Here is a 13706-nt window from a genome sequence, read left to right as displayed (position 1 = left end):
CAATCCGGTGCCATAGCGCGGAGGTGGCCGTTTCCGCAAGAACACCCCGCGCCACGCGGCCGTCCCGCACAAAAAGACAGATATGATTGTCTTTTTTACCCGCCTCGCCTAGACTCCTCGAAACAACCAGGGCGCCGGCTGCGGCCAGGCGGACCGGAACGGCCCGACGGGCAAGGGGATGAATGGAACAGCCGGCACAGATCCACACAATCGGTGCGATGATTCGGGCTTCGGCGCAGCGGCATGCCGATCGCGAGGCGATCGTCTTTCCCGATCGTCGCGTCACTTATGCCGCGCTTGACCAGGCGGCCCGCCGCTGGGCCCGCGCGCTGATCGCGCTGGGTGTCGAGCCTGGCCAGCATGTCGGTCTGCTGATGCCGACCTGCGTCGAGTTCATCGAGGCCTTCTGCGGGATCGCCATGGCCGGTGCGGTGGCTGTCCCGATCAACGCCCGTTACCAGGCGCATGAACTGGCCTACGTCGCCCGTGATGCCGATCTGGTTGCCCTCATCACGGCCGGTCGGATGACCGATTCGCTGGATTACGGCGAACGGGTCTGCGCCGCTCTGCCGTCATTGGCAGGGGCATCGGCCGGAGCCGTGCTGCAGTTGGCCGAGGCGCCCATGCTGCGCAGCATTGTCTCGCTGGACGAAGCCTGCCACCCCGCGATGCTGACCAGTTCGGCCGCGCTGGCGCTGGCCGACCGGGTGAGCGAGGCCGCGCTCGATGCCCGCATTGCGGGGGTTGATCCCCAGGACACGGCGATGATCCTCTACACCTCGGGGACAACCTCGAACCCCAAGGGCGCGCTGATCTCGCACCGCGGACAGGTCGGCAACAGCCGCAATCTGGGCATCCGCTATGAATGCACCAGCGCGGACAAGGTGTGGTCGCCGCTGCCGATCTTCCACATCGCGGGCATCCTGCCGATGCTGATGATCCTTGATCTGGGCGGGGCCTACCTGACCGTGCCGCACTTCGAACCCGGCGTCGCGCTGCAGATGCTCGGACGCGAGGGCGCGACCGTGGCCTATCCCAGCTTCGTCACCATCATGCAGGACCTGATCAATCACCCCAGCTTCCGCGAGACCGACCTGTCGAAGCTGCGCGTGATGAACTCCAACTTCGCGGTCCAGCCCGAATGGATCAAGCATGCGGTGGCTGCGGCCATGCCGCACACGATCCAGGTCAGCACCTACGGCATGACCGAGGCCGCGGGCACCGTTTCGACCAGCCGCCTCAGCGACAGCTACGAGACCCGCACCGAGCGCTGCGGCTATCCCCTGGACGATTGGGAGGTGCGGATCGTCCACCCCGAGACCGGGGAGGACCTTGCCACGGGCGAACGCGGGGAGATCCTGCTGCGCGGGCCCAACATGCTCAAGGGCTATTACAATGCGCCCGAGAAGACCGCCGAGGCGCTGCGCGACGGCTGGTTCCACACCGGCGACATCGGCTCGATCGACGCCGGCGGGAACATCATGTTCCACGGCCGGACCAAGGACATGCTCAAGGTCGGCGGCGAGAACGTCGCCGCAGCCGAGATCGAGGCCATGCTGCAGACCCATCCGGCCGTGAAGCTCGCCCAGGTGGTCGGCGTGCCCGACCCCCGCTATGTCGAGGTGCCCGCCGCCTTCGTCGAGCTGGCCGAGGGCGCGACGGCGAGCGAGGCGGAGCTGATCGCGCACTGCAAGGGCAAGCTCGCCAGCTTCAAGGTCCCGCGCCATGTCCGCACGGTCACGGAGTGGCCGATGTCGACCTCGAAGATCCAGAAGTTCCGCCTGCGCGACAGCCTGATCGCCGAGCTGGAGGGGGTGTGAACGCGGCGAACTTCGCCAAGTTCACCCGTGCCACGACCGCACAGAAGTTCGCGGCGCCCCGAAAATAGTCACGATGCAAAAGAGCCGGGCGGAGCATGACAGCCCGGCGCGGAGTAGGAAAGGGCGGGGCTGCCTCAGGCGGACCTGTGCTCTCCCCTGGAGGGGAGAGGGCGCTGTCGCTCTCCGGCAGGAAAGTGCGTCATTCCATCCCTCCTTTATCGTCGCCCCGGCCTTGAGCCGGGGCAGGGCTTGCGTGACTACGGCTGATGCGGAACAGCCCTGTCCCGGGTCAAGCCCGGGACGACGATGATCTTTCTCGAGTCGGCACCGGCTTGGCTGGCCCCGTCCCCGTGCGCCCACCGTCCGCTCCCCTCCGGTTCCGGCCATCCCGTCCCTAAACCGTCGCCGCGCTGCCGAAGATGACCGTCGCCTGGGCCGACAGCGTGCCGCCGTTGCCGTGCGCCAGGGCCAGTTCGGCGCCGGCGATCGGGTTGGCCGCCTCGCCGCGCAACTGGCGGACCGCCTCGACCATGGCGAACAGGCCGTACATGCCCGGGTGGCAGCAGGACAGGCCGCCGCCGTTGGTGTTCACCGCCAGCCGCCCGCCCGGGGCGATCCCGCCGCCGCTGACGAAGGCGCCGCCTTCGCCCTTGGCGCAGAAGCCCAGGTCCTCGAGGAACAGGACCGTGTTGATCGTGAAGGCATCGTAGAGCTGGACCACATCGATCTCGGCCGGGGTCACGCCCGCCATGGCCATGGCGCGCGGGCCGCTTTCGGCAGCGGCGGTGACGGTGAGGTCCGCCGACTGGCTGATCGCGTTGTGCCAGGTGGCCGCCGCCGCGCCGAGCACGGGGACCGGCGGGCGGCGCAGGTCGCGGGCGCGGTCGGTGCGCGTCAGCACCAGCGCGGCGGCGCCATCGGTGACGAGGCAGCAGTCGCGCGCGCCGATCGGGGTCGAGATCATCCGCGCGGACAGGACATCGTCGATCGTCAATGGCCCCTTGGCGAAGGCCTCCGGATTGGTGTCGGCCCAGCGCCGCGCCGCCACGGCCACTTCGGCCAGCTGTTCGCGGGTGGTGCCGTACTGGTGCATGTGCCGTGCCGCCGCGAGAGCATAGGAGGACAGCGGGTACAGCGGGGCATAGGGCGCTTCCCAGCGGTCTGACCGGGCAGGGGTCGACAACCGGCCCCCGCTCGACCGCTGGTTCGAGCCATAGGCGATCACCGCGCAGTCGAGATAGCCGGCGTCGAGCATCATCACCGCGGTGACGACATGGCTCATGAACGAGGCCCCGCCCGAGCGGTTGTTGTCGGTGAAGCGGGGATGGACCCCCAGATACTGCGCCAGCGACAGGCCGGCGAAGAGATCGTCGGGCAGGGCGATGAACAGGCCGTCGACCTCGGGCAGGGCGATCCCGGCGTCGGCCAGCGCGCCCTGCACCGCGCGGGCGGCCAGCTCGATGGTGGAGAAGCCGGGCGCCTCGCCCAGGCCGAAGGTGGCCGCGCCGGCCACGGCGGTGCGCCCGCGGGGGAAACGGTCGCCCATCAGCGCGTGCCCTCCGGCAGGGGATCGAACACCACCAGCGGGGCGCCGTCCGGGCCCGCCGCCACGATCCGGGCGGTGACCGCCATGCCGATCTGCAGGCCGTCCTCGCCGACCCCCTCGACCCGGCCCATCATCCGCACCCCTTCGGCGAGGTCGACCAGCACGACATTGTAGGGCGCCTCGGGCGGGCGGCGCTGGACCCAGGTGACGCTGTAGACCGTGCCACGGCCCGACGGCTCGAACCATTCGAGCGCCGCGCCGCTGCCGGGGGCGAACTCGCGCGGGGGGAACACCGCCGCCCCGCCGCCCACCGGGCGCTGCAGCAGCAGCCGGCCTGCGGCCAGGGCCTCATCCCAATGCTGCGCCGCGCCGCTCATCCCAGCACCGCCCCGCTGGCGGTCAGCGCGGCGATCTCGTCGGCGCCGAACCCGGCCTCGGCCAGCACCGCCGCATTGTCGGCGCCGTGGCGCGGGCCGGGATCGCCGATCGCACCCGGCGTGTCGGAAAAGCGGGTGGGGATGCCGGGGAAGCGCACCGTGCCCAGCTCCGTCTCGCGCTCCTCCCAGAACCCGGTCTGCTCGAGGTGCGGATCGTGCAGCAGTTGCTCCAGCGAGGCGATCGGGGTCGCGGGAATCTCGGCGCGGCGGAACAGATCCATCCACGCGGCCGTGCTGCGGGTCTCGAGCACCTGCGCCACGCGCGCCAGCACCGCCGTGATGTTCTCGGTCCGGCTGCGCAGGCTGGCGAACATCGGATCGCGCGACCAGTCCGGATCGCCCAGTTCCCGGAAGAAGGCCTGCCACTGCTTGTCGTTGTAGATCATCACCCCGATGTGCCCATCGGCGGTGCGGTAAGGCCGCCGCGAGGGCGAGGTGGCGCGCGGGTATTCGGGCGGGCCAAGCGGAGGGGAGAACAGCGATCCGCACAGGTGCTCGACCGCGGCGAACGACACCATCGTCTCGAACATCGGCACTTCCACCTCCTGCCCCATCCCGGTCCGTTCGCGCGCGAACAGCGCGGCGATCACCGCATAGGCGCCGGTCAGCCCGCTGACCTTGTCGGCGATGACATTGGCGACATAGGTCGGTTCGCCGCCGGACAGGCGGGCCTGCAGATCGACCACGCCCGAGGCGGCCTGGACGATATCGTCATAGGCCGGATAGTCACGATAGGGTCCCTCGCGTCCGTAGCCATAGAGGTTGGCGTAGACGATCCGCGGATTGGCCGCGCTGAGCGCGGCATAGTCCAGGCCGAGCCGGGCGATCGCCTGGGCGCGCATCGAATGGATGAACACGTCGGCCTGCCCGGCCAGGCGCAGCACCACCTCGCGCGCCTCGGGCCGCTTGAGGTCGAGCGCCAGGCTGCGCTTGCCGCGGTTGACGTTGAGGAACATCGCCCCGCGGGTGGGGTCCGGGCCAGGCGGGATCGCGCGGGTGGTGTCGCCCCCCGGTCCCTCGATCTTGATCACGTCCGCGCCCAGGTCGGCGAAGATCTGGGTGGCATAGGGGCCCATCAGCACGCTCGTCAGGTCGAGCACCCTGACGCCCGCCAGGGGACCCTGGCCCTTTCCGCTCATGTCCTGGCTCCCGCAAGGTCCGCCGCGGGCGCCTGGGGCCGCAGGGCCGTGACACTCGCTTCCAGAAAGTCCAGCAAGGGTTCGATCTGGACGGGATCGACCGCCCCGGTCAGGTCCGCGATGCGGATGCCCTCCATCAGGGTCTGCGACAGGGCCATGGCCAGGGCCAGCCGGTCGGGCTCCCGGGTCCAGTCGGGATAGAGCTGACCGGCGAGCGCCTTGAACCGCGCGGTGAACTCGGCCTGCAGCGGCAGCAGGATCGCGGCGAGGCCGGCATCGGTGCGCGCCGCCATGGCCAGCTCCTGGAAGGCAATGAAGCCCGGTTTCTGCAACTGCTGCCAATAGCCGCGCACCATGCCCCTGACGTCCCCGGGATGGGCCTGCGAGGCACGCCGGAAGGCGTTCAGCCGCCGATCGTGGAGTTCGGCGATGGTGGCGCGGATCAGCGCGTCGCCATTGGCGAAATGGTGCAGCATCGCCCCGCGCGACAGCCCGGCCTCGGCGGCGACCAGCGGGGTGACGGTCTGGGCATAGCCGTACTTGACCAGGCAGGCGATGGTCGCATCGATCAGCCGGGCGCGGGTGGCGGCGCTCTTGCGGGTCTGCCGGCCGGCCTCGTTGGCCGGATCGGGGTTCGCTGCAATCGGGTTTGCCGCATCGGGCTTGGGCGTTTCCGACCCCCCGCGGGCCACGATGGCCGGGGCGGCAGCAGTGCCGGTCCGCCTGGTGGTAAGCGCCATGCCTGTCCTGTCGGCCGGATCCGGCCTCTCCCCTGCGGCCGTGCTGGCCTTACCCCAGGGCCATCCCGGGGCATCGGCGCGCGATCCGTCAGGGCGCAGCATGCGCGACCAAAAAAAAGCATGCAAGCATGTTTTTTGTTTGCAACGCCCGGGCCGTTCAATAGACTGCGCGGCCAGGGAGAAAGGACAAGGTCTGGGGCGCGATCCGGAGCGGTCGACCAGATCGTGCGGCGAACTGCGCGGCCTTGCCTTTGTCCTACCGAACGGGCGCAGAGGAAAGGGCGTGGCATGGATCTCGGGCTGCAGGGAAAGAAGGCGATCGTCGTCGGCGGGGCGCGCGGGATCGGCTACGCCGTGGCCGAGGTGCTGGCCCGCGAAGGCTGCGACGTGGCGCTGAGCGCGCGGGGCGAGGATTCGGTCAAGGACGCGGTGGCCGCGCTGTCGCGCTATGGCACGCGGGTGGTCGGCAAGCCGGTCAACGTGAAGCGCGCCGATGACTACAAGGCCTGGCTCGACTGGGCGATCGAGGCGCTGGAAGGGGTCGACGTGCTGATCCCGCTGAGCTCGGCCAGCGGCGGCATCGGCAGCGAGAAGTACTGGTACAACGCCTTCGAAACCGACGTGATGGGCCCGGTCCGCGCGATCGAGGCGGTGATCCCGACCATGACCGAGCAGCAGCGCGGGGCGATCGTGCTGGTCTCCACCACCTCGGCGCTGGAGGCCATGGGCGGACCGCAGGCCTACAACGCGATGAAGGCCTCGCTGATCACCTACGGCAAGCAGCTGGCGCTGGCTCACGGCAAGGACGGGATCCGGGTTAACGTGGTCTCGCCCGGGCCGGTCGAGTTCGAGGGCGGCAACTGGGACATGATCAAGGGCACGATGGAGAAGTTCTACCAGTCCCAGTTGCGCCAGCAGCCGATGGGCCGGCTGGGCCGGCCCGAGGAGATCGCCCGCGCCATCGTGTTCCTGGCCAGCGATGCGGCGAGCTGGTGCAACGGGTCGCACCTGGTGGTTGACGGGGGCTTCACCAACCGGACGCACTTCTGATGTGGGACACCGCGCGGATGGATGTGAAGCGCGTCGTCGACGTGATCCGCGTCGATCCCGCGCGGCCCGGCGGTCGCACCCCGGTGGAGAAGGCGCCCGATCCCGAACTGGGCACGGCGGTGATCCCGGCCGAGCGGTACTACTCCGAAGAGTTCATGAAGCTGGAGTGGGAGCGGGTCTGGACCAAGGTCTGGCTGCTGGGCGGGCGCGCCGACGACATCCCCGAGCCGGGCGACTACATCTGCACCGAGATCGGCAAGGAATCGGTGCTGATCGTGCGCCAGGCCGATGGTTCGCTGCGCTGCTTTCCCAATGTCTGCCTGCACCGCGGCAACCGCCTGCGCCCCGAAGGGATCGGCAAGGCGACCGAGTTCCGCTGCATGTACCATCATTGGACCTATGGCCTGGACGGCAGGATCGAGCGGCTGCCCGACCTGTGCACCTTCCCCCAGGGCGGCCCTCCCGGCATGACCCTGCGCAGCCTGCCCTGCACCGAGTGGAACAGCTTCGTCTGGTTCTCGCTCAACCCCGAGGTCGAGCCGTTCGATGACTACATCGCGCCGCTGAAGGATCACCTCGAGCCCTACCACCCCGAGCGGATGGCGTGGAAGCGCGATGTCACGGTGGAATGGGACTGCAACTGGAAGGCCTCGGTCGATGCCTTCAACGAAACCTACCATGTCCAGGGGATCCACCCCCAGCTGCTGTGGTACCTCGACGACGTCAACGTCCAGATCGACTGCTACGAACGGCACAACCGCTACCTGATCCCCTTCGCGACGATCTCGCCGCGGGTTGCCATGCCCAGCACGATTCCCCCGGCGATCGACGAGATCATGCGCAATGCCGGGATGGACCCGGCCGACTACGAAGGGCGGGTGGGCGACATCCGGCGCGATGTGCAGCGCTTCAAGCGCGAACATGGTCCGGCCCAGGGGAAGGACTATTCGGCGCTGAACGACGATCAGCTGACCGACGATTATCACTACATGATCTTCCCCAACGTGGCGCTGAACGTCCACGCCGACGACATCCTGATGTTCCGCCAGCGGCCTCACGCCACCGACCCCAACAAGATGCTCTACGACGTCTGGGTGTTCGAACTGGTGCCCGAGGGCGAGCCCTGGCCCGAGCGCGTCAAGCATCGCCGCTTCAAGCACGGCGACCGCAGCATCGGCCAGGTGCTCGATCAGGACGCCCACAACCTGCCCACCGTCCAGCTGGGGATGCAGTCCGACAGCTTCCCCGGGCTGTGGATCGGCGAGCAGGAGCTGCGCATCCGGCACTTCCACAAGGTGCTGGACGATTACATCTACGGTCCCGGCGGCAAGGGCCCGGACGACATCTGAGAGGAACCCGATGCTGCAACTGGGGCACGACCAGCTGCTTGGCGCCTACCGGCGCATGGCGACGATCCGCGCGTTCGAGGAACGCCTGCACGAGGAGATCAAGACCGGCGAGATCGCCGGCTTCACCCACCTCTATGCCGGGCAGGAAGCCGTCGCGGTCGGGATCTGCGACCAGTTGACGATCGAGGACAAGATCGTCTCGACCCATCGCGGCCATGGCCACTGCATCGCCAAGGGCTGCGACGTGAAGGGCATGATGCTGGAGATCTATGGCCGCGCTGGCGGGCTGTGCAAGGGGCGGGGCGGTTCGATGCATATCGCCGACCTCGACGTGGGCATGCTCGGCGCCAACGGCATCGTCGGTGGCGGGGCGCCGCAGGCGGTGGGCGCGGCGCTCGCCGCCAAGGTCGACGGCAAGGGCCGGGTGGGGGTCGCCTTCTCGGGCGACGGGGCCTGCAACCAGGGCACCACCTTCGAGGCGATGAACCTGGCCGTGGTCACCAGGGCCCCGGCGATCTTCGTCTTCGAGAACAACCACTATTCCGAACACACCGGCGATGCCTATGCCGTGGGCACCGCGCGCGACATCGCCAGCCGGGCCGAAGCCTTCGGGATGAAGGTGTGGCGCGCCAACGGGTGCGATTTCTTCGACACCTACGAAGCGTTCCGCGACCTGCTGGAGCACGTTCGCGGCGGCGGCGGGCCGGCCGCGATCGAGCTCGATACCGAACGCTTCTATGGCCACTTCGAAGGCGATCCCCAGCGCTATCGCGGCCCGGGCGAGATCGACCGGATCCGTGCCGAGCGCGATTGCCTGAAGGGCTTCCGCGCCCGGGTGACCGGGGCCGGGCTGCTGGCCGGGGCCGAGCTCGACGCGGTCGACGCCGAGGTGGCCGCCCTGATCGACGCGGCCGTGGCCGAGGCCCGTGCCGCCGCCGATCCCGATCCGGCGACCGTCGCCGACGATGTCTATGCCGAATACCACTGAGGACGAACGACCATGGCGGTGATGAACATTCGCGAGGCGATCCTCAGCACGCTCCACGCCGAGATGGAGCGCGACAGCGACATCATGTTGCTGGGGGAGGACGTGGTCGGCGGCAACGGCACGGCCGGCGGGCCCGAGGCGATCGGCGGGATCTGGGGGACCTCTGCCGGGCTGTGGGCCAAGTTCGGCCCCGACCGGGTGATCGACACACCGATTTCGGAAAGCGCGATCGTGGGCGCGGCGGCGGGTGCGGCGCTGGCCGGGAAGCGCCCGGTGGCCGAACTGATGTTCGCCGATTTCGTCGGGGTCAGCCTGGACCAGCTGTGGAACCAGATGGCCAAGTTCCGGTACATGTTCGGCGGCAAGACCCGCTGCCCGGCGGTGGTCCGGATGGTCTATGGCGCGGGGATGCAGACCGCGGCGCAGCACAGCCAGTCGGTCTATGCCCTGCTGACCGCGATGCCCGGGCTGAAGGTGGTCCTGCCGACCACCCCGGCCGATGCCAAGGGCCTGCTGACCGAGGCGCTGCGCGGTGACGATCCGGTGATGTTCTTCGAGCACAAGGCGCTCTACGGCGTGAAGGGCGAGGTGCCCGAGGGCGAGTACCGCATTCCCTTCGGCCAGGCGCGGATGGTGCGCGAGGGCGGCGACGTGACCGTGGTGGCCTGCGGCCGCATGGTCAACTTCGCCGAAAAGGCGGCGGACAAGCTGGCCGCGGACGGGATCGGGGTGGACCTGATCGACCTCAGGACGACCAGCCCGATGGACGAGGACGCGGTGCTCGATTCGGTCGAGCAGACCGGGCGGCTGGTGGTGGTGGACGAGAGCCCGCCACGCTGCAGCCTGGCCGCCGACATCGCCGCGCTGGTCGCGGCGCGGGCCTTCACCAGCCTGAAGGCGCCCCCGGCGCTGGTCACCGGACCGCACGCGCCGATCCCGTTCTCGCGCGTGCTCGAGCGGGCCTGGCTGCCTTCCCCCCAGACGGTCGAGGATGCGGTCCGTCGCACCCTCGCGTTCCGTTGAGCGGGGCCCGGACCATGGCCAAGCTCAAGCCGTTCACCATGCCCAAGTGGGGCATCGAGATGGCCGAAGGCACGATCGCCGACTGGATGGTGGCGGAAAACGCCCCCTTCACCCGCGGCACCGTGCTGACCCTGATCGAGACCGACAAGATCACCAACGAGGTCGAGGCCGAGGCCGACGGGCGCTTCGTGCGGATCCTGGCGAAGCCGGGCGAGACCTATCCGGTCGGCGCCCTGCTGGCCGTGCTGTCGGACGGCGGTGAGGCGAGCGCGGCCGAGATCGACGCGCTGATCGCCGGGTTCCGGCCGTCGGACACCCGCTTCGATCCCGATGCCGCTGACACCGCCCCCGCCGCGGCCCCTGCCGCACCGCCTGCCCCGCCGCCGGTCCCCGCCGGGCTGGCGATCAGCCCGGCGGCGCTGGCCGAGGCCCAGGCGCTGGGGCTGGACCTGAGCCAGGTCCAGGGATCGGGCCGTCATGGCCGGATTTCGGTGCAGGACGTTCACCAGGCGGCCCGCGCCCCGGTGGCCCCGGCGCTGGTCGGCCCGTTGCCGCTCCTGCCCGAAGGCCCGGTCCGGGCCACTCCGGTCGCCCGGCGGCTCGCCGCGCTGCACGAGCTGGACCTGGCCAAGGTGGCCGGCACCGGCCCGCGCGGCAAGGTTCGCCGCGCCGACGTGCTCGCCGCCGTGGCCAATGCCCGGCCGGCCACCGCCGCCGCCGCGGGCGTTCCCCAGGTCATGCCGATGTCATCGATGCGGCGCACGATCGCGCGCCGGCTGACCCAGGCCAAGCAGGAGATTCCGCACTTCTATGTCCGCCGCAGGGTCCGCGCCGACCGCCTGTTGGCCCACCGCGCCGCTGCCAAGGGCGATCGCCCCAGCGTCAATGACTATCTGATCCGCGCCTGTGCCCTGGCCCTGGGCGAAGTCCCGGCGATCAATGTCCAGGTGCACGGCCAGGACATCCATCAGTTCGCCCAAGCCGATGTGGCCGTGGCCGTGGCGACGGAGCGCGGGCTTGTCACCCCGATCGTCTTCGCCGCCGAGACGCAGAGCCTGGCCGCGATTGCCGCCACGATGAAGGCGCTGGCGGCACGGGCCCGGACCGGCCAGCTTCGGCCAGAGGAGTTCTCCGGCGGCAGCTTCTCGCTCTCCAACCTCGGCAGTTTCGGGGTCGAACAGTTCGATGCGATCATCAACCCGCCGCAGGGCGCGATCCTGGCGGTCGGTTCGGCCCGTCCCGAACCGATCGCCGATGATGGCGCATTGCGGATCGTCCCGGTGCTCCACCTCTCGCTGAGCTGCGACCATCGCGCGATCGACGGGGCCGACGCCGGCCGCTTCATGGCCGCCCTGGCCCGCCTGATCGAGCAGCCCGAGCTGCTTGCCTGAACCCCAACCCCCTGAAAGCCAGATCGATGAATTTCTCCCTCTCCGACGAACAGCGCCAGTTGCAGGACGCCGCCCGCGAATTCGCCCGGGCCGAGCTTCCCGCCATCGCCGCCGAGTGCGAGCGCGACAACAAGCCGCCCAGCCATGCCCTGGTGAAGCGCTATGCCGAGATGGGCTTTCTGGGGATCAACGTCTCGTCCGCGCTGGGCGGGCTGGGGCTGGGCAACATCGAGGCGCTGGTCGTGCTCGAGGAATTCGCCAAGATCTCCTCGGCCGTGGCCTTCCCGATCTTCGAATCCTCGGTCGGCCCGGTCCGCGCGATCGAACATTTCGGCTCGGACGAACTGAAGCGGCGGGTCGTCCCGGCGGTCTGCGCGGGCGACATGGTGGTGGCCGTGTCGATGTCCGAACCCGACGCCGGCAGCGCCCTGACCGACCTCAAGACCCGCGCCGAGGTGCGCGGCGATACCGTGGTGATCAACGGCACCAAGCGCTGGTGTTCGGGCGGGGGGCATGCCGATGCCTATGTGGTCTATTGCCGCCTCTCAGACGATCCGGGCGCCAAGGGCATCGGCGCGGTGCTGGTCGAAAAGGATGCGCCGGGGCTGACCTTCGGTCCCAACGAACAGCTCATGGGCTTCCGCGGCGTGCCCTCGTCGGATCTCAACTTCGACGATTGCGAGGTGCCGGCCGCCAACATCATCGTCCCGGCGGGCGGGTTCAAGCAGTTGATGGAAGCCTTCGATCTGGAGCGCTGCGGCAATGCCACCATGGCGCTGGGCCAGGCCTCGGGCGCGCTGGAGGACGTTTCCGCCTATGTCCAGGAGCGCAAGCAGTTCGGCAAGCCGATCGTCGAGTTCCAGGCGGTGCAGCTCAAGCTGGCCGAGATGCACATGAAGGTCGAGGCCGCCCGCCTGCTGATCTGGCGCGCCGCCGCCGTGGCGCAGGAAGGGCTGCCCTCGGTCCTGCACAGCTCGACCGGCAAGTGCTTTGCCAACACCATCGCCCGCGAGGTGACCGGCGACGCGCTGCAACTGATGGGCGCCTATGGCTATTCCAAGGACTTCCCGATGGAACGGCGGCTGCGCGATTCATGGGGCTGGGGCATCGCCGGCGGCGCGATCGACATCCAGAAGACCAACATCGCCGGGGCCCTGCTGGGCCGCCGGTTCGACCAGCGACGCTGAGGGGGCCGCGGGAATGACACGGCTGCTGCATATCTCGGCGAGCCCGCGCGGCGACCGCTCGCGCTCGGACAAGGTCGCCCGGCGCCTGATCGCCGGGCTCGGCGCGGCCGAGGTCGAGACGCTCGACCTCGCCGCGGCCACGCTTCCGGCCTTCGACGGCGCCGCGATCGAGGGGCGCTATGACCTGATCGAGGGGCGCGCGGTCGACCCGGCGGTGATCGCCGCATGGGAGGGCATCCGCGCCACGGTCGCCCACTTCCTGTCGTTCGACACCCACGTGTTCAGCGTGCCGATGTGGAACTTCGGCGTGCCCTGGCGCCTTAAGCAGTACATCGACGTGCTGACCCAGCCGGGCCTCGCGTTCACCGTCTCGGCCGAGGGCGTCACCGGTCTTGCCGCGGGCCGCCGCGCGGTGCTGGTCTGCTCGGGCGCGCTCGACATCCGCCCCGGCCAGCCCGGCGCCGAGCTGGATTTCCAGACCGCCTACATGCGCGCCTGGCTGGGCTTCATCGGGGTGACCGACGTGCACGAGCTGCAGGTGCGGCCGACCTATGGCAGCCCCGAAGAGGTCGAGGCGGCGATGGAGCGCGCCTATGCCGAGGCGGACGCCCTGGCGGGGTTGTTACGGGGGTAGGGCGAGGCCGCGTTCAGCGGCAGAAAGCGATCCGATTTTGTGGGGAGCTGCCAAACTCCTCCCGGTCGGAATGGTCTTCTTCCATTATCCCAACACCCGCTCAGGCTGAGCCTGTCGAAGCCCACGTGGTGACGGTTGGACTTGGTCCTTCCAACTTGCCCGGGATCGCAGCCGAGCCGGGATGTCGGGCTGAAGTCAGCGCGTGGCCTTCGACAGGCTCAGGCTGAGCGGGTGTGGGAAGGGCACACTGGGTGGAGAGCGGACGTTCCTGATCCTCCCCCTTGTATCTTGAAAGTGGTGCATGATGCGATTGCGGGAGGCTCCGCTAGCGGAGCCTCCCGCCCGTTCGCGAGCCCGCGTCCCCCTTGGTCGTAGCAGCCCGCTGGGGAGCTTGGGCCCGGA

General features: G+C 69.4%; 12 protein-coding genes. 8 read left to right on the top strand and 4 right to left on the bottom strand.

Going from position 1 to position 13706, the window contains the following annotated elements:
* Positions 1 to 218 precede the first annotated feature (218 nt).
* Positions 219 to 1820: a class I adenylate-forming enzyme family protein gene (locus tag H7F49_RS00060; protein ID WP_235981464.1), complete on the top strand. Its 1602-nt coding sequence runs from the start codon at positions 219 to 221 to the stop codon at positions 1818 to 1820.
* A gap of 394 nt (positions 1821 to 2214) precedes the next feature.
* On the opposite strand, the gene H7F49_RS00055 is transcribed toward H7F49_RS00060, so the two are convergent.
* The 4 genes from H7F49_RS00055 to H7F49_RS00040 are packed head-to-tail and all read right to left on the bottom strand — an operon-like array spanning position 2215 to position 5682.
* Complete coding sequence (locus tag H7F49_RS00055) at positions 2215 to 3366, bottom strand: thiolase (RefSeq protein ID WP_185681521.1); 1152 nt, start codon at positions 3364 to 3366, stop codon at positions 2215 to 2217.
* Entirely contained in the window at positions 3366 to 3743 is a 378-nt protein-coding gene (locus H7F49_RS00050; protein WP_185681520.1) for a Zn-ribbon domain-containing OB-fold protein, read from the bottom strand. The genes H7F49_RS00055 and H7F49_RS00050 overlap by 1 nt, the downstream gene beginning before the upstream one ends.
* Positions 3740 to 4942: a CaiB/BaiF CoA transferase family protein gene (locus tag H7F49_RS00045; RefSeq protein WP_185681519.1), complete on the bottom strand. Its 1203-nt coding sequence runs from the start codon at positions 4940 to 4942 to the stop codon at positions 3740 to 3742. The genes H7F49_RS00050 and H7F49_RS00045 overlap by 4 nt, the downstream gene beginning before the upstream one ends.
* Complete coding sequence (locus H7F49_RS00040; RefSeq protein ID WP_185681518.1) at positions 4939 to 5682, bottom strand: TetR/AcrR family transcriptional regulator; 744 nt, start codon at positions 5680 to 5682, stop codon at positions 4939 to 4941. Before H7F49_RS00040 ends, H7F49_RS00045 begins: the two co-directional genes overlap by 4 nt.
* A gap of 288 nt (positions 5683 to 5970) precedes the next feature.
* Between H7F49_RS00040 and H7F49_RS00035 the strand changes: the two genes are divergently transcribed.
* Genes H7F49_RS00035 through H7F49_RS00005 form a run of 7 tightly spaced genes read left to right on the top strand, consistent with a single transcriptional unit; the run spans position 5971 to position 13304 of the window.
* Positions 5971 to 6732 carry an SDR family NAD(P)-dependent oxidoreductase gene (locus tag H7F49_RS00035; RefSeq protein WP_185681517.1) on the top strand — a complete coding sequence of 254 codons (762 nt, stop codon included), beginning with the start codon at positions 5971 to 5973 and terminating at the stop codon, positions 6730 to 6732.
* Positions 6732 to 8081 (top strand): aromatic ring-hydroxylating oxygenase subunit alpha, encoded by a 1350-nt coding sequence (locus H7F49_RS00030; protein WP_235981462.1) that lies wholly within the window; start codon positions 6732 to 6734, stop codon positions 8079 to 8081. Before H7F49_RS00035 ends, H7F49_RS00030 begins: the two co-directional genes overlap by 1 nt.
* Before the next feature lie 13 nt (positions 8082 to 8094).
* Positions 8095 to 9069, top strand: coding sequence for a thiamine pyrophosphate-dependent dehydrogenase E1 component subunit alpha (locus H7F49_RS00025; RefSeq protein WP_185681896.1), 975 nt, complete (start codon positions 8095 to 8097; stop codon positions 9067 to 9069).
* Positions 9070 to 9081: 12 nt separating this feature from the next.
* Entirely contained in the window at positions 9082 to 10092 is a 1011-nt protein-coding gene (locus H7F49_RS00020) for an alpha-ketoacid dehydrogenase subunit beta (protein WP_185681516.1), read from the top strand.
* Between the two features lie 14 nt (positions 10093 to 10106).
* On the top strand, positions 10107 to 11483 hold the full coding sequence (locus H7F49_RS19725) for a dihydrolipoamide acetyltransferase family protein (RefSeq protein ID WP_185681515.1): 1377 nt from the start codon (positions 10107 to 10109) through the stop codon (positions 11481 to 11483).
* A gap of 26 nt (positions 11484 to 11509) precedes the next feature.
* On the top strand, positions 11510 to 12670 hold the full coding sequence (locus tag H7F49_RS00010) for an acyl-CoA dehydrogenase family protein (RefSeq protein WP_185681514.1): 1161 nt from the start codon (positions 11510 to 11512) through the stop codon (positions 12668 to 12670).
* Between the two features lie 13 nt (positions 12671 to 12683).
* A complete protein-coding gene (locus H7F49_RS00005; protein WP_185681513.1) occupies positions 12684 to 13304 on the top strand; it encodes an FMN-dependent NADH-azoreductase in 621 nt (206 codons plus the stop codon).
* Positions 13305 to 13706 lie beyond the last annotated feature (402 nt).

The sequence above is a fragment of the Novosphingobium aerophilum genome, assembly GCF_014230305.1.
In the GTDB taxonomy this organism is placed as follows: Bacteria; Pseudomonadota; Alphaproteobacteria; order Sphingomonadales; family Sphingomonadaceae; genus Novosphingobium; species Novosphingobium aerophilum.
This window is presented reverse-complemented; position numbering and strand designations above follow the sequence as displayed.

What these genes read in the sequence shown, in the direction of transcription:
- H7F49_RS00060 (WP_235981464.1), top strand. Translation starts at nt 219, where the DNA reads ATGATTCGGGCTTCGGCGCAGCGGCATGCCGATCGCGAGGCGATCGTC.
- H7F49_RS00055 (WP_185681521.1), bottom strand. Translation starts at nt 3,366, where the DNA reads ATGGGCGACCGTTTCCCCCGCGGGCGCACCGCCGTGGCCGGCGCGGCC.
- H7F49_RS00050 (WP_185681520.1), bottom strand. Translation starts at nt 3,743, where the DNA reads ATGAGCGGCGCGGCGCAGCATTGGGATGAGGCCCTGGCCGCAGGCCGG.
- H7F49_RS00045 (WP_185681519.1), bottom strand. Translation starts at nt 4,942, where the DNA reads ATGAGCGGAAAGGGCCAGGGTCCCCTGGCGGGCGTCAGGGTGCTCGAC.
- H7F49_RS00040 (WP_185681518.1), bottom strand. Translation starts at nt 5,682, where the DNA reads ATGGCGCTTACCACCAGGCGGACCGGCACTGCTGCCGCCCCGGCCATC.
- H7F49_RS00035 (WP_185681517.1), top strand. Translation starts at nt 5,971, where the DNA reads ATGGATCTCGGGCTGCAGGGAAAGAAGGCGATCGTCGTCGGCGGGGCG.
- H7F49_RS00030 (WP_235981462.1), top strand. Translation starts at nt 6,732, where the DNA reads ATGTGGGACACCGCGCGGATGGATGTGAAGCGCGTCGTCGACGTGATC.
- H7F49_RS00020 (WP_185681516.1), top strand. Translation starts at nt 9,082, where the DNA reads ATGGCGGTGATGAACATTCGCGAGGCGATCCTCAGCACGCTCCACGCC.
- H7F49_RS19725 (WP_185681515.1), top strand. Translation starts at nt 10,107, where the DNA reads ATGGCCAAGCTCAAGCCGTTCACCATGCCCAAGTGGGGCATCGAGATG.
- H7F49_RS00010 (WP_185681514.1), top strand. Translation starts at nt 11,510, where the DNA reads ATGAATTTCTCCCTCTCCGACGAACAGCGCCAGTTGCAGGACGCCGCC.
- H7F49_RS00005 (WP_185681513.1), top strand. Translation starts at nt 12,684, where the DNA reads ATGACACGGCTGCTGCATATCTCGGCGAGCCCGCGCGGCGACCGCTCG.